Here is a 14,284-nt window from a genome sequence, read left to right on the forward strand (position 1 = left end):
TGTTATATCGTCCCGCAACGGGCGCAAGAACCTTACCAGTAGGTCCCAAAAGGCGGCCACATGGCCTTTTGGTTAAGAAACTTGGCGTCCTGCTCTTGACGAAACGCCCACAAACACGTATCAGCAGCCCATCTGAGCCGATGTGAGGCTGGCATTTTTGGAGCGACACGCTCTGGAGTTCGCCTCAAACAGGGTTCGTTTTACGATCGAAATGCAACTTGCCGTTCGCATGAAGCTTCTGCTTCCTCTGCTTTTGTTCGGGGTGGCCGCTGATGGAGTGGCTCGTCCCGAATTTGTGCATGATCATTTCGGTGAAACGGCCCTTATGGGGCGCTGATACGAGATTTTTTATAGAGGAAGGTTCAATGCCTACCGTAAACCAGTTGATCCGCAAGCCGCGTACTGCACCGGTAAAGCGTAATAAGGTTCCTGCTCTGCAGGCAAACCCACAGAAGCGCGGTGTTTGTACCCGCGTTTATACAACGACCCCTAAGAAGCCAAACTCGGCTCTTCGTAAGGTTGCAAAGATCCGTCTGACCAATGGCTTTGAAGTCATCGGTTATATCCCTGGTGAAGGTCACAACCTTCAGGAGCACTCGGTTGTTATGATCCGTGGTGGTCGCGTCAAGGATTTGCCGGGTGTGCGTTACCACATTATCCGCGGTGTGCTTGATACACAGGGTGTCAAGAACCGTAAGCAGCGTCGTTCTAAGTACGGTGCGAAGCGTCCTAAGTAAGAATTTTCCGGGGATACCGGCCGTCAAGATGACGAGTTGAGCCCGATGTAATTGAAAGTAGAGACTAAATGTCCAGACGCCATAAAGCTGAGAAGCGCGAGATTAACCCGGATCCAAAGTTTGGTGATCTCGTAATCACGAAGTTCATGAACGCAGTGATGCTTCATGGCAAGAAGTCGGTTGCTGAAAGCATTGTTTACGGTGCGCTTGAAGCAATCGAAGCCAAGGCGAAGTCAGAGCCGGTCGCGCTGTTCCATCAGGCGCTCGACAATGTTGCTCCGCACGTTGAAGTCCGTTCGCGCCGCGTTGGTGGTGCAACCTATCAGGTTCCGGTCGATGTGCGTTCAGAACGTCGCCAGGCACTTGCCATCCGCTGGCTGATCAATGCAGCTCGTGGACGTAATGAAACCACGATGGTTGATCGTCTTTCCGGTGAGTTGCTGGATGCTGCAAATAACCGTGGTTCTGCTGTGAAGAAGCGTGAAGACACGCATCGCATGGCTGAAGCCAACCGCGCATTCTCGCATTACCGCTGGTAATCGTCGAAACCTATTCAAAGAGCAAAAACATGGCCCGCGAATATAAAATCGAAGACTACCGCAATTTCGGTATTATGGCTCACATCGACGCCGGTAAAACGACGACGACCGAGCGTATCCTTTTCTATACCGGTAAGAACCATAAGATCGGCGAAACCCATGATGGTGCGTCGACCATGGACTGGATGGAGCAGGAACAGGAACGTGGTATTACGATCACCTCCGCTGCGACAACCACGTTCTGGCAGGGCCGTGATGGTAAGAAGCGTCGCTTCAACATCATCGATACCCCGGGCCACGTTGACTTCACGATTGAAGTTGAGCGTTCGCTGCGTGTTCTTGATGGTGCAATTGCACTTCTTGATGCGAATGCCGGTGTTGAGCCGCAGACTGAAACTGTTTGGCGTCAGGCTGAAAAGTATCACGTTCCGCGTATGGTCTTCGTCAACAAGATGGACAAGATCGGTGCAGATTTCTACCGCTGTGTAGAGATGATTAAGACTCGTCTTGGTGCGACTGCTCTCGTCGTTCAGCTGCCGATTGGTGCAGAAACAGAATTCCAGGGCGTTATCGATCTGATCGAAATGAAGTCCTACACCTGGGATGGTTCTATTGGTGGTGACACCATTGTCGGTGAAATTCCGGCTGACATGCAGGCCAAGGCTGAAGAATACCGCGAAAAGCTGATCGAAACGGCTGTCGAAGTTGAAGAATCGGCCATGGAAGCTTACCTCGAAGGCAATATGCCTACGAATGACGAGCTTCGTGCGCTGATCCGTAAGGGTACAATTGCTGTTCAGTTCCATCCGGTTCTGTGCGGTACTGCGTTCAAGAACCGTGGTGTTCAGCCGCTTCTTGATGCTGTTGTTGATTTCCTTCCTGCTCCGAATGAAGTGCCTGCGATCAAGGGCATCGACGTTAAGACAGAAACCGAAACAACACGTGAATCTTCGGATGAGGCACCGCTTTCGCTGCTCGCATTCAAGATCATGAACGATCCGTTCGTTGGTTCGCTGACTTTCGCCCGTATCTATTCGGGCAAGCTGACCAAGGGCATTTCGCTTGAAAATACCGTCAAGGGCAAGCGTGAGCGCATCGGCCGCATGTTGCAGATGCACTCAAACTCGCGTGAAGACATCGAAGAAGCTTTTGCAGGCGACATCGTTGCTCTGGCTGGCCTCAAGGAAACCACAACGGGTGATACGCTCTGCGATCCACTGAAGCCGGTTATTCTTGAACGCATGGAATTCCCTGATCCGGTTATCGAAATCGCGATTGAACCAAAGACCAAGGCTGACCAGGAAAAGATGGGCATCGCGCTTAATCGTCTTGCTGCTGAAGATCCTTCGTTCCGCGTCAAGTCGGATGAAGAATCCGGTCAGACGATCATCGCTGGCATGGGCGAGCTTCATCTCGACATTCTCGTCGACCGTATGAAGCGCGAATTCAAGGTTGAAGCAAATGTCGGCGCGCCGCAGGTTGCTTACCGTGAATCGATCACCCGTCAGGCTGAAATCGATTACACCCACAAGAAGCAGTCGGGTGGTTCGGGTCAGTTTGCTCGCGTCAAGATCATTTTCGAACCACATGAAGGTGATGATTTCATCTTTGAATCGAAGATCGTCGGTGGTGCTGTTCCAAAGGAATACATTCCGGGCGTTCAGAAGGGTATCGAAAGCGTCATGGGTGCAGGTCCGCTTGCCGGATTCCCGATGCTCGGCGTGAAGGCGACCCTTATCGATGGTGCATATCACGATGTTGACTCTTCGGTTCTCGCCTTCGAAATCGCAGCCCGCGCTGCGTTCCGCGAAGGTGCACAGAAGGCTGGCGCACAGCTTCTTGAACCAATCATGAAGGTCGAAGTTGTGACCCCTGAAGACTACGTTGGTGACGTTATTGGCGATCTGAATTCGCGTCGCGGTCAGATTTCCGGTACAGAAGCCCGCGGCATTGCCACGGTCGTCAACGCAAATGTTCCACTGGCCAACATGTTTGGTTACGTGAACAACCTGCGTTCGATGTCTCAGGGCCGTGCACAGTATACGATGCAGTTTGACCATTATGAGCCGGTCCCGACTGCGGTCGCACAGGAAATCCAAAAGAAGTTCGCGTAATCCTGCTGGATTACGCTCCCAATTAAAGAATGCCTGAGCAGGCTAAAAATACGGAGAAGCTCAAATGGCAAAGAGCAAGTTTGAACGTAACAAACCCCACGTTAACATTGGCACGATTGGTCACGTTGACCATGGCAAGACCTCGCTGACCGCAGCGATCACCAAGTTCTTTGGTGACTTCAAGGCCTATGACCAGATTGACGCGGCGCCTGAAGAAAAGGCTCGTGGTATCACCATTTCGACGTCGCACGTTGAATATGAAACTGCGAACCGTCACTATGCTCACGTCGACTGCCCAGGTCACGCTGACTATGTGAAGAACATGATCACCGGTGCAGCACAGATGGACGGCGCTATTCTGGTTGTTTCGGCAGCTGACGGCCCGATGCCGCAGACCCGCGAGCACATTCTGCTTGCCCGTCAGGTTGGTGTTCCTGCGATCGTTGTGTTCCTGAACAAGTGCGATCAGGTTGATGATGCGGAACTTCTTGAACTCGTTGAACTTGAAGTTCGTGAGCTTCTTTCGAAGTACGATTTCCCTGGCGATGAAACACCAATCATCAAGGGTTCGGCTCTTGCAGCGCTCGAAGATTCATCAAAAGAACTCGGCGAAGATGCAATCCGTAGCCTGATGGCTGCTGTTGACGAATATATTCCGACCCCGGAACGTCCGGTTGACCAGCCATTCCTGATGCCAATTGAAGACGTGTTCTCGATTTCGGGTCGCGGTACTGTTGTTACCGGTCGCGTTGAGCGCGGTATCATCAAGGTTGGCGAAGAAGTTGAAATCGTCGGCATCAAGGCAACAGGCAAGACGACTGTTACCGGCGTTGAAATGTTCCGCAAGCTGCTCGATCAGGGCCAGGCAGGCGATAACATTGGTGCATTGGTTCGCGGCGTTGGCCGTGAAGACGTTGAGCGTGGTCAGGTTCTCTGCAAGCCAGGTTCGGTCAAGCCACACACCAAGTTCAAGGCAGAAGCCTATATTCTGACCAAGGATGAAGGTGGTCGTCATACACCATTCTTCACCAACTACCGTCCACAGTTCTACTTCCGTACGACTGACGTGACTGGTGTTGTTACCCTGCCAGAAGGCACGGAAATGGTCATGCCAGGCGACAACGTCACTGTTGACGTTACGCTGATCGTGCCGATTGCAATGGAAGAGAAGCTCCGCTTCGCTATCCGTGAAGGTGGCCGTACCGTTGGTGCAGGCATCGTCGCTTCGATCATCGAGTAATCAGATTTGTGCAGGAGCGTCTCTCCGGAGGCGCTCCGCGTAACAAGGAACAGATCAAATGAACGGTCAAAACATCCGCATTCGCCTTAAGGCGTTTGATCATCGGATCCTTGACGCTTCGACGCGGGAAATCGTGTCGACTGCCAAGCGTACCGGTGCCAATGTGCGCGGACCGATCCCACTACCAACACGGATCGAAAAGTTCACAGTAAACCGGTCGCCGCACATCGATAAGAAGAGCCGCGAACAGTTCGAGATGCGCACGCACAAGCGTCTTCTCGATATCGTTGACCCAACCCCGCAGACTGTAGACGCGCTGATGAAGCTTGATCTGTCCGCCGGTGTTGATGTCGAGATCAAGCTTTAATCGGCTTGAGGACGGAAGGAACGAACCCGATGCGTTCAGGTGTTATTGCACAAAAGCTGGGCATGACCCGCGTCTATAACGACGCCGGTGAACATGTACCAGTGACAGTTCTCCGCATGGAAGACTGCCACGTGGTCGCTCAGCGCACAGTTGAAAAGAACGGTTACACGGCTGTTCAGCTTGGCGTTGGACTTGCCAAGGTTAAGAACACGTCCAAGGCTATGCGCGGTCATTTCGCGAAGGCTGAGGTCGAGCCGAAGGCGAAACTGGCGGAATTCCGCGTTTCTCCGGACAACCTCCTCGAAGTCGGCGTGGAAATCACTGCCGAGCATTTCGTCGCCGGCCAGAAGGTCGATGTGACGGGTACTTCGATTGGTAAAGGTTTTGCCGGTGTTATGAAACGCCACAACTTTGCTGGTCATCGTGCTTCGCACGGTAACTCCATTACCCACCGCGCTCACGGCTCGACCGGTCAGCGTCAGGATCCGGGTAAGGTGTTCAAGGGCAAGAAGATGGCTGGTCACATGGGTCAGACCCGCGTGACAACACAGAACATCGAAGTTGTCTCTACAGATAGCGATCGTGGCCTTATTCTGGTTCGCGGTGCGGTTCCTGGCTCCAAGGGTGCCTGGATTCTCGTCCGTGATGCAGTCAAGGTTTCGCTGCCTGAGAATGCACCTAAGCCGGCTGCCCTGCGCAAGTCTGCTGCTGCGGGTGCAAACAATGCAGCTGCGGATGCAGTCGCGACTGAGGGAGCCGAATAATGGATCTCACGATTACAACTCTTGAAGGCAAGGATGCCGGCAAGGTCAAGCTGAACGAAGAAATCTTCGGCCTCGACCCACGCGACGACATTCTTCAGCGTGTCGTGCGCTGGCAGCTGGCTCGTCGTCAGCAGGGCTCTCATGACGCCAAGGGCCGCAGCGACATCAGCCGCACCGGTTCGAAGATGTACAAGCAGAAGGGAACGGGCCGCGCTCGTCACCATTCGGCTCGTGCACCTCAGTTCCGCGGCGGTGGTCAGGCACACGGACCGGTTGTCCGTAGCCATGATCATGATCTGCCAAAGAAGGTTCGCGCTCTCGGTCTTCGTCATGCTCTGTCTGCAAAGGCAAAGGCATCTGATCTGATCATCATCGATGATCTGGCAGCGTCCGAAGCCAAGACAAAGCTGCTCGTTTCGCAGTTCGCAAAGCTCGGTCTCGAAAATGCACTGCTTATCGGTGGTGCAGAAATCGACGTGAACTTCCAGCGTGCTGCTTCGAACATCCCGAACATCGATGTTCTGCCAGTGCAGGGCATCAATGTTTACGACATTCTGCGTCGTGGCAAGCTCGTGCTTTCCAAGGCAGCTGTCGAAGCACTCGAGGAGCGTTTTAAATGACCGATCTTCGCCATTATGACGTGATCGTCAGCCCAGTCATCACCGAGAAGTCGACCCTTGTTTCCGAACATAATCAGGTTGTCTTCAACGTAGCCCGCAAGGCGACGAAGCCGGAAATCAAGGCTGCAATCGAAGCGCTGTTCGGCGTGAAGGTTAAGGCTGTAAACACCACTGTGCGCAAAGGCAAAGTGAAGCGGTTCCGCGGCATTGTCGGGCGCCAGAGCGATGTCAAGAAAGCGATCGTTACTTTGGCTGAAGGCCAGAGCATCGACGTTTCGACAGGTCTCTGAGAGGCCACGGAGTAAAGACAATGGCACTCAAGCACTTTAATCCGATCACGCCAGGCCAGCGTCAGCTGGTCATCGTGGACCGTTCGGAACTCTACAAGGGCAAGCCGGTCAAGTCATTGACCGAAGGTCTGTCCAAGAAGGGTGGCCGTAACAACACTGGTCGTATCACTGTCCGTTTTCAGGGTGGTGGTCACAAGCGTTCTTATCGTTTCATCGACTTCAAGCGTCGTAAGCATGATGTCGTCGGAACTGTAGAACGTCTGGAATACGATCCGAACCGTACCGCGTTTATCGCGCTGATCCGCTACGAAGACGGTGAACTGAGCTATATTCTGGCTCCTCAGCGTCTGACAGCTGGCGATAAAGTTATCGCTGGCCAGTCTGTTGACGTGAAGCCGGGCAATGCGATGCCACTTTCGTCGATGCCAGTTGGCACCATTATCCACAATGTGGAAATGAAGCCAGGCAAGGGCGGTCAGATTGCCCGTTCGGCAGGTGCATATGCACAGCTCGTCGGTCGTGATCAGGGTATGGCTATCCTGCGTCTGAACTCGGGCGAACAGCGCCTGGTTTCGGGAGCATGCTTTGCAACGGTTGGTGCAGTTTCCAACCCGGAACACAGCAACATCAATGACGGCAAGGCTGGTCGTTCGGTTTGGCGCGGCAAGCGTCCACACGTTCGCGGCGTTGCTATGAACCCAGTTGACCACCCGCATGGTGGTGGTGAAGGCCGCACTTCCGGTGGTCGTCACCCGGTTACCCCTTGGGGTAAGCCTACGAAGGGCAAAAAGACCCGTTCGAACAAGGCAACCGACAAGTTCATCATGCGTTCGCGTCATCAGCGCAAGAAGTAAGAGAGGTAGTCTGAAGTGGCTCGTTCAGTTTGGAAAGGTCCGTTCGTCGATGGCTATCTTCTCAAGAAAGCTGAGAAGGTACGCGAGGGCGGTCGTAATGAAGTTATCAAGATGTGGAGCCGTCGCTCCACGATCTTGCCGCAGTTCGTTGGCCTGACCTTCGGTGTTTATAACGGCAACAAGCATGTGCCGGTATCGATCTCCGAAGAAATGGTTGGACATAAGTTCGGTGAATTCGCGCCGACACGGACCTATTACGGTCACGGCGCGGACAAGAAGTCAAAGAGGAAGTAACAGATGGGCAAGGCCAAGGCTCCCCGCCAGCTTAAGGATAACGAGGCGAAAGCCGTCGCCCGTACGCTTCGCGTCAGCCCGCAGAAGCTTAATCTTGTCGCGGCACTTATTCGCGGCAAGAAGGTCAATGCGGCACTTGCTGATCTCACTTTCTCGCGCAAGCGGATTGCTGAAACAGTGAAAAAGACGCTCGAATCGGCTATCGCCAACGCAGAGAACAATCATGATCTCGACGTTGACGCGCTGATCGTTGCTGAAGCTTATGTCGGCAAATCAATTGTCATGAAGCGCTTCCACGTTCGTGGACGTGGCAAGGCAAGCCGCATCGAAAAGCCGTTTTCGCATCTCACCATTGTTGTCCGCGAAGTTGCGGAAAAAGGGGAGGCCGCATAATGGGCCAGAAGATTAATCCGATCGGTTTTCGTCTTGGCATCAACCGCACCTGGGATTCGCGTTGGTACGCGAATACCGGCGAATACGGTAAGCTGCTGCATGAAGATGTGAAAATCCGTGAGTATCTCAAGAGTGAACTCAAGCAGGCTGCGATCTCCAAGATCGTGATCGAGCGTCCGCACAAGAAGTGCCGCGTGACGATTCACTCTGCTCGTCCGGGTATTATCATCGGCAAGAAGGGTGCAGATATCGAAAAGCTCCGCAAGAAGCTTTCCGAGATGACGAATTCTGATACGTCCCTCAACATTGTTGAAGTTCGTAAGCCAGAAATCGATGCTACGCTGATCGCTCAGTCGATTGCTCAGCAGCTCGAACGTCGTGTGGCATTCCGTCGCGCTATGAAGCGTTCCGTTCAGTCGGCAATGCGTCTTGGTGCAGAAGGTATCCGTATCAACTGCTCCGGTCGTTTGGGCGGTGCTGAAATCGCACGTATGGAATGGTACCGCGAAGGCCGCGTTCCACTTCACACGCTGCGTGCTGATATCGATTACGGTACAGCAGAAGCACAGACCGCTTACGGCATCTGCGGCGTGAAGGTTTGGGTATTCAAGGGTGAAATCCTTGAGCATGATCCAATGGCTTCTGAACGTCGTGCGGTTGAGGGTGACAATCAGGGTTCCCAGCAGAACCGCCGCCGCGAAAACGCTTAAAAGCGGGTCGCGGGCGAGAAAATTGGAGTAAAGAACAATGATGCAGCCTAAGCGCACCAAGTTCCGCAAGCAATTCAAGGGCCGTATTCACGGCAACTCGAAGGGCGGTACGGATCTTAATTTCGGTGCATTCGGTTTGAAGGCCGTTGAGCCTGACCGCGTCACAGCACGACAGATCGAAGCGGCTCGCCGCGCGATCACTCGTCACATGAAACGTGCAGGCCGTGTATGGATCCGAATCTTCCCGGATTTGCCGGTAACATCGAAGCCTACCGAAGTCCGTATGGGTAAAGGTAAGGGTTCAGTTGACTACTGGGCATGCCGTGTTGCACCGGGTCGTGTAATGTTTGAGCTTGACGGCGTACCCGAAGATGTGGCACGCGAAGCCTTAAGACTCGGCGCTGCAAAGTTGTCGGTCAAGACGCGCTTCATTCAGCGCATCGCAGAGTAAGAGAGGCAGTCATGAAAGCCGCAGACGTTCGGGCCAAAAGCCTCGATCAGATTAACGATGAGTTGGGCGCCCTGAAGAAAGAGCAGTTTAATCTGCGCTTCCAGAAGGCAACCGGCCAGCTTGAAAAAACCGCGCGCGTGAAGCAGGTTCGCCGTGAGATTGCGCGTATTAAGACCATCGCCCGCCAGAAGGCGGCCGAAAGCAAGGCATAAGGAACAAGTATAATGCCTAAACGCGTTCTGCAGGGCGTTGTCGTCAGCGACAAGAATGATAAGACTGTTGTGGTTAAGGTTGAGCGCCGCTATTCGCATCCGCTTCTCCAGAAGACCATTCGTCAGTCTAAGAAATACAAGGCGCATGACGAAAACAACCAGTTCAAGATTGGTGATCAGGTTTCCATTGAGGAATCCAAGCCAATTTCGAAGGACAAACGCTGGGTCGTTCTTTCGAACGTAACAGCGGGCTAAATTACAAACACGCAGCTTAGGTAGGGCAGGAGCCCTTAACCAGCTGAAGGAAAAGAAGGCGGCCAGTCATGATTCAGATGCAAACAAACCTCGACGTGGCGGATAACTCCGGCGCACGTCGTGTCATGTGCATCAAGGTGCTGGGCGGTTCCAAGCGGCGTTATGCTTCCGTGGGAGACATCATTGTGGTGTCGATCAAGGAAGCTATTCCGCGCGGCCGCGTCAAAAAAGGTGACGTGATGAAGGCGGTAGTCGTACGGACTGCCAAGGACATCCGTCGCGCAGACGGCAGCGTTATTCGTTTTGATAACAATGCAGCCGTTCTCATCGATAACAAGAAAGAGCCTATCGGCACACGTATCTTCGGACCGGTTCCACGCGAACTTCGCGCTAAGAGCCACATGAAGATCATCTCGCTGGCTCCGGAAGTTCTGTAAGGAAGCAAGACGATGCAAAAGATTCGCAAAGGCGACAGCGTTGTCGTGCTGTCCGGTAAGGACAAGGGCCGTAAGGGCGAAGTTCTTCAGGTTATGCCAAAGGACGACAAAGCGCTCGTTCGTGGCATTAATGTTGTAAAGCGTCACCAGCGTCAGACCCAGACTCAGGAAGCCGGTATCATTTCGAAAGAAGCGCCGATTCATTTGTCGAACCTGGCAGTTGCTGATCCGAAAGACGGCAAGCCAACTCGCGTTGGTTTCCGTATTGAAGACGGCAAGAAGGTTCGCGTTGCAAAGCGTTCGGGAGCGGTGATCTGATGGCTGAAGCTAAGGCACTTCCACGCTTCAAGAAGATTTATAACGAAACAATTCGTAAATCTTTGCTTGAAGAATTCAAATATGACAACGAGATGCAGATCCCACGCATCAGTAAAGTTGTCCTGAATATGGGTGTAGGCGAAGCAACTGGCGACTCAAAGAAGCCATCTGTTGCTGCAGCTGATCTGGCCTTGATTGCCGGTCAAAAGGCTGTCATTACTCGCGCCCGTAATTCGATCGCAACTTTTAAGTTGCGTGAAGACATGCCAATCGGTACGAAGGTTACTCTTCGTGCAGATCGCATGTACGAATTCCTTGATCGCCTTATCACGATTGCGCTTCCACGCGTTCGAGATTTCCGTGGTCTGAATCCGAAGAGCTTTGACGGTCGTGGCAATTTTGCCATGGGTGTTAAGGAACACATCGTGTTTCCAGAAATCAACTATGATAAAGTTGATCAGATCTGGGGCATGGACATCATCGTTTGCACGACCGCTAAGACGGATGATGAAGCCCGCGCTCTTCTGCGCGCCTTCAACTTCCCGTTCAGGCAGTAACGGCAAGCGTAGCGAGGTATAATAATATGGCCAAGACTAGCGCAGTCGAAAACAACAAGCGCCGCGAAAAGTTGGTTAAGCGTCATGCTGAGAAGCGTGCACGTCTGAAGGCGATCGTTATGGATCAGAGCCTTCCGTTGGATGAGCGTTTTCGCGCTACTATCCAGCTCGCCGAACTGCCGCGCAATTCCGCCAAGGTCCGTATTCGCAACCGTTGCGAAGTTTCGGGTCGCCCGCGTGGTTATTACCGTAAACTGAAGATGTCGCGTATTGCGCTTCGCCAGTTGGGTTCGCTTGGACAGATTCCAGGCATAGTTAAGTCGAGCTGGTAAGGAGTAGCATATGTCTGTGTCAGATCCTATCGGCGATATGCTGACCCGTATTCGCAACGCAGTAGGTCGCAAGAAGTCCAAGGTTTCGACCCCGGCTTCCAAGCTTCGTGCTCGTGTTCTGGATGTTCTTCAGTCTGAAGGTTACATTCGCGGATACACGCAGAGTGAATTCGTGAACGGCAAAGCCGAGATCGAAATCGAACTGAAGTATTATGAAGGCGTTCCGGTTATTCGTGAACTTACCCGCGTTTCCAAGCCTGGCCGTCGCGTTTACGTGTCGGTCAAGTCGATCCCGCAGGTTGCGAATGGTCTTGGCATCTCGATCCTGTCCACCCCTAAGGGTGTGATGGCTGATCATGAAGCCCGTGAACAAAACGTTGGTGGTGAGCTGCTCTGCCGCATCTTCTGATGCGGTTGACAGTGAACAGATAGAAGACAGGTATAAAAATGTCTCGTATCGGTAAAAAACCCGTGCCGGTCCCGGCAGGCGTGACCGCCAGTGTTGATGGGCAGATCGTCAAGGCTAAGGGCGCGAAGGGCGAATTGTCTTTCGTTGTGCACGATGAAGTTCTGGTTAAGCTCGAAGATGGCGCTGTACGCGTTGATCCTCGTGACCAGTCCAAACTCGCTCGCTCCAAGTGGGGCATGTCGCGTTCGATGATTGAAAATATCTTCGAAGGCGTCGGCAAGGGCTTTGAGAAGAAGCTTGAAATTAGCGGCGTTGGTTATCGTGCTGCTATGCAGGGCAAGAATGTCCAGCTTTCTCTCGGCTTTAGCCACGAAGTGGTCTATGACGTACCTGCTGGTATCACTGTTGCTGTTCCAAAGCCGACGGAAATCGTCGTCACTGGTATTGACAAGCAGCAGGTCGGTCAGGTCGCGGCTGAGATTCGCGAATATCGCGGCCCCGAGCCTTATAAGGGCAAGGGCGTCAAATATGCTGGCGAGAAGATCGTCCGCAAAGAAGGCAAGAAGAAGTAAGGGAAGCGCGTCATGGCATCGCCAAAAGAAACTTTGCAGCGTCGCGCTGCTCGTGTACGCCGTCAGGTCAAGGCTGTCGCAAACGGTCGTCCACGTCTCAGCGTACACCGCTCTTCCAAGAACATCTACGTTCAGGTTATCGACGACGTTCGCGGTGTTACCATCGCAGCTGCTTCGACCCTGGATGGCGACCTGAAGGGAAAGCTCAAGACTGGCGCCGACTCTGCAGCTGCTGCTGCAGTAGGCAAGCTGGTTGCAGAGCGTGCCACGAAAGCAGGCGTCAAGGAAGTAGTGTTTGATCGTGGTGCATTTATTTACCACGGTCGCGTGAAGGCTCTCGCCGAAGCTGCCCGCGAAGGCGGTCTGAGCTTCTAATATTTTGTGCTTCCGGAAAAGAATAAAGGAATAGGATATGGCACAGAGAGAACGTAACCGTGAGGATCGCGGTCGTGAGGAGCGTGACAGCGAATTCGTTGACAAGCTCGTTCATATTAACCGCGTTGCCAAGGTCGTTAAAGGTGGTCGCCGCTTCGGTTTTGCTGCGCTTGTCGTAGTTGGAGATCAGAAGGGTCGCGTAGGCTTCGGTCATGGCAAGGCACGTGAAGTGCCTGAAGCTATCCGTAAGGCTACGGAAGCTGCCAAGCGCGATATGATTTTCGTACCATTGCGCTCCGGTCGTACTCTGCATCACGATGTGCAGGGTCGTCATGGCGCTGGCAAGGTTCTGCTTCGTGCAGCTCCTGCTGGTAAGGGTATCATTGCTGGTGGTCCTATGCGTGCTGTGTTCGAAACGCTTGGCGTTCAGGACGTTGTTGCTAAGTCGCTCGGCTCCTCGAACCCTTACAACATGGTTCGTGCAACCTTTGACGCTCTGAAGCATCAGATGCATCCAAAGGACATCGCTGCACAGCGCGGTATCAAGTACTCGACCCTTCAGGCTCGCCGCCATGATGTGGTCGGTTCAGAAGAGTAGCCGATAGTTTGTGCCAGTCCGGTGTGCGAGCACCGGATACGCCATAGACAAGGGATTTGAGTGATGGCTGAGAAGAAGGGTAAGACGGTTACGGTCGAACAGATCGGAAGCCCTATCCGTCGTCCTGCCGAGCAGCGTGCAACGTTGATCGGTCTCGGACTTAATAAAATGCACCGCCGCCGCACATTGGAGGATACTCCTTCAGTTCGCGGTATGATCGCCAAGGTTCAGCATCTCGTCCGTGTTGTGGACGAGGCCTGATAACGCAGGGGATAGAGACATGAAACTCAACGATCTGCGTGATAAGCCAGGTTCAGTAAAAGCACCCAAGCGCGTTGGCCGTGGTATCGGCTCTGGCTCGGGCAAGACCGCTGGCCGCGGCGTCAAGGGACAGAAGTCCCGTTCTGGCGTAGCGATCAACGGCTTTGAAGGCGGTCAGATGCCAATCTACCGTCGCCTGCCAAAGCGTGGCTTCACCAATATTTTTGCAAAGAGCTTCAACGTTGTGTCGCTTGGCCGTGTTCAGGCTGCGATTGATGCAGGCAAGCTGGATGCAAAGGCAGTTGTGAACCTTGATACTCTCAAGGCTGCTGGCGTGATTCGCCGTGCGCTTGATGGTGTTCGCGTTCTTGCTGACGGTGAACTGAAGGCAAAGGTAGCTTTTGATGTTGCTGGTGCTTCCAAGGCTGCGATTGAAAAGATCGAAAAGGCCGGTGGCAGCATTAAGCTTCCAGAAGTTGCTGCTGAATAAAGCATCGACATAAAAATAAAAAGCGGCGGCCCTTGTGCCGCCGCTTGCACATTTATGCCAATGCGCATATCTGGGTAAGGTCTTTTTGTCTGATT

General features: G+C 53.3%; 26 protein-coding genes. All 26 read left to right on the plus strand.

All coding sequences use genetic code 11. The features are described 5' to 3' along the window. Nucleotides 1-157: 157 nt before the first annotated feature. The 26 genes from FHY56_RS06900 to rplO all read left to right on the plus strand — a co-directional run bounded on the left by FHY56_RS06900 (nucleotide 158) and on the right by rplO (nucleotide 14,189). A complete protein-coding gene (locus FHY56_RS06900) occupies nucleotides 158-337 on the plus strand; it encodes a hypothetical protein (RefSeq protein ID WP_168927592.1) in 180 nt (59 codons plus the stop codon). Nucleotides 338-365: 28 nt separating this feature from the next. Continuing rightward, entirely contained in the window at nucleotides 366-737 is a 372-nt protein-coding gene (rpsL, locus tag FHY56_RS06905; RefSeq protein ID WP_006168377.1) for a 30S ribosomal protein S12, read from the plus strand. 68 nt (nucleotides 738-805) lie between these two features. Further along, nucleotides 806-1,276 (plus strand): 30S ribosomal protein S7, encoded by a 471-nt coding sequence (gene rpsG, locus FHY56_RS06910; RefSeq protein WP_140904453.1) that lies wholly within the window; start codon nucleotides 806-808, stop codon nucleotides 1,274-1,276. A 29-nt stretch (nucleotides 1,277-1,305) separates the two neighbouring features. Beyond that, nucleotides 1,306-3,390 (plus strand): elongation factor G, encoded by a 2,085-nt coding sequence (gene fusA / locus FHY56_RS06915; RefSeq protein ID WP_140904454.1) that lies wholly within the window; start codon nucleotides 1,306-1,308, stop codon nucleotides 3,388-3,390. Between the two features lie 64 nt (nucleotides 3,391-3,454). Beyond that, nucleotides 3,455-4,630, plus strand: coding sequence for an elongation factor Tu (tuf, locus tag FHY56_RS06920; RefSeq protein ID WP_140904443.1), 1,176 nt, complete (start codon nucleotides 3,455-3,457; stop codon nucleotides 4,628-4,630). Between the two features lie 58 nt (nucleotides 4,631-4,688). Next, entirely contained in the window at nucleotides 4,689-4,997 is a 309-nt protein-coding gene (gene rpsJ / locus FHY56_RS06925; RefSeq protein WP_002964363.1) for a 30S ribosomal protein S10, read from the plus strand. Nucleotides 4,998-5,026: 29 nt separating this feature from the next. Continuing rightward, on the plus strand, nucleotides 5,027-5,761 hold the full coding sequence (gene rplC, locus FHY56_RS06930; protein WP_140904455.1) for a 50S ribosomal protein L3: 735 nt from the start codon (nucleotides 5,027-5,029) through the stop codon (nucleotides 5,759-5,761). Beyond that, the gene (gene rplD, locus FHY56_RS06935) at nucleotides 5,761-6,381 is read left to right on the plus strand and encodes a 50S ribosomal protein L4 (RefSeq protein WP_140904456.1); all 621 of its coding nucleotides are present in this window, start codon (nucleotides 5,761-5,763) and stop codon (nucleotides 6,379-6,381) included. The genes rplC and rplD overlap by 1 nt, the downstream gene beginning before the upstream one ends. After that, nucleotides 6,378-6,671 carry a 50S ribosomal protein L23 gene (locus tag FHY56_RS06940; RefSeq protein WP_007875343.1) on the plus strand — a complete coding sequence of 98 codons (294 nt, stop codon included), beginning with the start codon at nucleotides 6,378-6,380 and terminating at the stop codon, nucleotides 6,669-6,671. Before rplD ends, FHY56_RS06940 begins: the two co-directional genes overlap by 4 nt. Nucleotides 6,672-6,691: 20 nt before the next feature. After that, nucleotides 6,692-7,525, plus strand: coding sequence for a 50S ribosomal protein L2 (gene rplB, locus FHY56_RS06945; protein WP_140904457.1), 834 nt, complete (start codon nucleotides 6,692-6,694; stop codon nucleotides 7,523-7,525). A gap of 15 nt (nucleotides 7,526-7,540) precedes the next feature. Further along, nucleotides 7,541-7,819: a 30S ribosomal protein S19 gene (gene rpsS / locus FHY56_RS06950; protein ID WP_140904458.1), complete on the plus strand. Its 279-nt coding sequence runs from the start codon at nucleotides 7,541-7,543 to the stop codon at nucleotides 7,817-7,819. A 3-nt stretch (nucleotides 7,820-7,822) separates the two neighbouring features. After that, nucleotides 7,823-8,212 carry a 50S ribosomal protein L22 gene (gene rplV / locus FHY56_RS06955; protein ID WP_007875336.1) on the plus strand — a complete coding sequence of 130 codons (390 nt, stop codon included), beginning with the start codon at nucleotides 7,823-7,825 and terminating at the stop codon, nucleotides 8,210-8,212. Continuing rightward, a complete protein-coding gene (gene rpsC, locus FHY56_RS06960) occupies nucleotides 8,212-8,922 on the plus strand; it encodes a 30S ribosomal protein S3 (RefSeq protein ID WP_140904459.1) in 711 nt (236 codons plus the stop codon). Before rplV ends, rpsC begins: the two co-directional genes overlap by 1 nt. A 37-nt stretch (nucleotides 8,923-8,959) precedes the next feature. Continuing rightward, a complete protein-coding gene (gene rplP, locus FHY56_RS06965; protein ID WP_094577441.1) occupies nucleotides 8,960-9,373 on the plus strand; it encodes a 50S ribosomal protein L16 in 414 nt (137 codons plus the stop codon). Between the two features lie 11 nt (nucleotides 9,374-9,384). Then, nucleotides 9,385-9,585: a 50S ribosomal protein L29 gene (gene rpmC / locus FHY56_RS06970; RefSeq protein ID WP_140904460.1), complete on the plus strand. Its 201-nt coding sequence runs from the start codon at nucleotides 9,385-9,387 to the stop codon at nucleotides 9,583-9,585. 12 nt (nucleotides 9,586-9,597) lie between these two features. Next, nucleotides 9,598-9,840 (plus strand): 30S ribosomal protein S17, encoded by a 243-nt coding sequence (rpsQ, locus tag FHY56_RS06975; RefSeq protein WP_024897017.1) that lies wholly within the window; start codon nucleotides 9,598-9,600, stop codon nucleotides 9,838-9,840. 68 nt (nucleotides 9,841-9,908) lie between these two features. Beyond that, nucleotides 9,909-10,277, plus strand: coding sequence for a 50S ribosomal protein L14 (gene rplN / locus FHY56_RS06980; protein WP_007875329.1), 369 nt, complete (start codon nucleotides 9,909-9,911; stop codon nucleotides 10,275-10,277). 12 nt (nucleotides 10,278-10,289) lie between these two features. After that, nucleotides 10,290-10,595, plus strand: a complete 306-nt coding sequence (gene rplX / locus FHY56_RS06985) for a 50S ribosomal protein L24 (RefSeq protein WP_024897018.1) — start codon at nucleotides 10,290-10,292, stop codon at nucleotides 10,593-10,595. Beyond that, nucleotides 10,595-11,152, plus strand: a complete 558-nt coding sequence (gene rplE / locus FHY56_RS06990) for a 50S ribosomal protein L5 (protein ID WP_140904461.1) — start codon at nucleotides 10,595-10,597, stop codon at nucleotides 11,150-11,152. The genes rplX and rplE overlap by 1 nt, the downstream gene beginning before the upstream one ends. A gap of 26 nt (nucleotides 11,153-11,178) precedes the next feature. Beyond that, the gene (gene rpsN, locus FHY56_RS06995; RefSeq protein ID WP_007875326.1) at nucleotides 11,179-11,484 is read left to right on the plus strand and encodes a 30S ribosomal protein S14; all 306 of its coding nucleotides are present in this window, start codon (nucleotides 11,179-11,181) and stop codon (nucleotides 11,482-11,484) included. 10 nt (nucleotides 11,485-11,494) lie between these two features. Further along, a complete protein-coding gene (gene rpsH / locus FHY56_RS07000; protein ID WP_140904462.1) occupies nucleotides 11,495-11,893 on the plus strand; it encodes a 30S ribosomal protein S8 in 399 nt (132 codons plus the stop codon). Between the two features lie 38 nt (nucleotides 11,894-11,931). Continuing rightward, nucleotides 11,932-12,465 (plus strand): 50S ribosomal protein L6, encoded by a 534-nt coding sequence (gene rplF / locus FHY56_RS07005; RefSeq protein ID WP_140904463.1) that lies wholly within the window; start codon nucleotides 11,932-11,934, stop codon nucleotides 12,463-12,465. A 12-nt stretch (nucleotides 12,466-12,477) separates the two neighbouring features. Then, complete coding sequence (gene rplR / locus FHY56_RS07010; protein ID WP_140904464.1) at nucleotides 12,478-12,840, plus strand: 50S ribosomal protein L18; 363 nt, start codon at nucleotides 12,478-12,480, stop codon at nucleotides 12,838-12,840. A gap of 37 nt (nucleotides 12,841-12,877) precedes the next feature. Continuing rightward, nucleotides 12,878-13,438 (plus strand): 30S ribosomal protein S5, encoded by a 561-nt coding sequence (gene rpsE, locus FHY56_RS07015; protein ID WP_024897023.1) that lies wholly within the window; start codon nucleotides 12,878-12,880, stop codon nucleotides 13,436-13,438. A 63-nt stretch (nucleotides 13,439-13,501) separates the two neighbouring features. Then, the gene (gene rpmD / locus FHY56_RS07020) at nucleotides 13,502-13,699 is read left to right on the plus strand and encodes a 50S ribosomal protein L30 (protein ID WP_007875314.1); all 198 of its coding nucleotides are present in this window, start codon (nucleotides 13,502-13,504) and stop codon (nucleotides 13,697-13,699) included. Nucleotides 13,700-13,718: 19 nt separating this feature from the next. Beyond that, complete coding sequence (rplO, locus tag FHY56_RS07025; RefSeq protein ID WP_140904465.1) at nucleotides 13,719-14,189, plus strand: 50S ribosomal protein L15; 471 nt, start codon at nucleotides 13,719-13,721, stop codon at nucleotides 14,187-14,189. The last annotated feature ends 95 nt before the right edge of the window (nucleotides 14,190-14,284 follow it).

Source organism: Brucella gallinifaecis, from assembly GCF_006476605.1.
In the GTDB taxonomy this organism is placed as follows: domain Bacteria; phylum Pseudomonadota; class Alphaproteobacteria; order Rhizobiales; family Rhizobiaceae; genus Brucella; species Brucella gallinifaecis.

Bases quoted from the DNA above. Each gene is read 5' to 3' on its own strand.
- fusA (WP_140904454.1), top strand. From the start codon at position 1,306: ATGGCCCGCGAATATAAAATCGAAGACTACCGCAATTTCGGTATTATG.
- rplV (WP_007875336.1), top strand. From the start codon at position 7,823: ATGGGCAAGGCCAAGGCTCCCCGCCAGCTTAAGGATAACGAGGCGAAA.
- rpsE (WP_024897023.1), top strand. From the start codon at position 12,878: ATGGCACAGAGAGAACGTAACCGTGAGGATCGCGGTCGTGAGGAGCGT.
- rplB (WP_140904457.1), top strand. From the start codon at position 6,692: ATGGCACTCAAGCACTTTAATCCGATCACGCCAGGCCAGCGTCAGCTG.
- rplF (WP_140904463.1), top strand. From the start codon at position 11,932: ATGTCTCGTATCGGTAAAAAACCCGTGCCGGTCCCGGCAGGCGTGACC.
- rplD (WP_140904456.1), top strand. From the start codon at position 5,761: ATGGATCTCACGATTACAACTCTTGAAGGCAAGGATGCCGGCAAGGTC.
- rpsG (WP_140904453.1), top strand. From the start codon at position 806: ATGTCCAGACGCCATAAAGCTGAGAAGCGCGAGATTAACCCGGATCCA.
- FHY56_RS06940 (WP_007875343.1), top strand. From the start codon at position 6,378: ATGACCGATCTTCGCCATTATGACGTGATCGTCAGCCCAGTCATCACC.
- rpmC (WP_140904460.1), top strand. From the start codon at position 9,385: ATGAAAGCCGCAGACGTTCGGGCCAAAAGCCTCGATCAGATTAACGAT.
- rpmD (WP_007875314.1), top strand. From the start codon at position 13,502: ATGGCTGAGAAGAAGGGTAAGACGGTTACGGTCGAACAGATCGGAAGC.
- rplP (WP_094577441.1), top strand. From the start codon at position 8,960: ATGATGCAGCCTAAGCGCACCAAGTTCCGCAAGCAATTCAAGGGCCGT.
- rplE (WP_140904461.1), top strand. From the start codon at position 10,595: ATGGCTGAAGCTAAGGCACTTCCACGCTTCAAGAAGATTTATAACGAA.
- rpsL (WP_006168377.1), top strand. From the start codon at position 366: ATGCCTACCGTAAACCAGTTGATCCGCAAGCCGCGTACTGCACCGGTA.
- rpsH (WP_140904462.1), top strand. From the start codon at position 11,495: ATGTCTGTGTCAGATCCTATCGGCGATATGCTGACCCGTATTCGCAAC.
- rplN (WP_007875329.1), top strand. From the start codon at position 9,909: ATGATTCAGATGCAAACAAACCTCGACGTGGCGGATAACTCCGGCGCA.
- rpsJ (WP_002964363.1), top strand. From the start codon at position 4,689: ATGAACGGTCAAAACATCCGCATTCGCCTTAAGGCGTTTGATCATCGG.
- rplC (WP_140904455.1), top strand. From the start codon at position 5,027: ATGCGTTCAGGTGTTATTGCACAAAAGCTGGGCATGACCCGCGTCTAT.
- rplR (WP_140904464.1), top strand. From the start codon at position 12,478: ATGGCATCGCCAAAAGAAACTTTGCAGCGTCGCGCTGCTCGTGTACGC.
- rplX (WP_024897018.1), top strand. From the start codon at position 10,290: ATGCAAAAGATTCGCAAAGGCGACAGCGTTGTCGTGCTGTCCGGTAAG.
- rpsQ (WP_024897017.1), top strand. From the start codon at position 9,598: ATGCCTAAACGCGTTCTGCAGGGCGTTGTCGTCAGCGACAAGAATGAT.
- rplO (WP_140904465.1), top strand. From the start codon at position 13,719: ATGAAACTCAACGATCTGCGTGATAAGCCAGGTTCAGTAAAAGCACCC.
- rpsN (WP_007875326.1), top strand. From the start codon at position 11,179: ATGGCCAAGACTAGCGCAGTCGAAAACAACAAGCGCCGCGAAAAGTTG.
- tuf (WP_140904443.1), top strand. From the start codon at position 3,455: ATGGCAAAGAGCAAGTTTGAACGTAACAAACCCCACGTTAACATTGGC.
- rpsC (WP_140904459.1), top strand. From the start codon at position 8,212: ATGGGCCAGAAGATTAATCCGATCGGTTTTCGTCTTGGCATCAACCGC.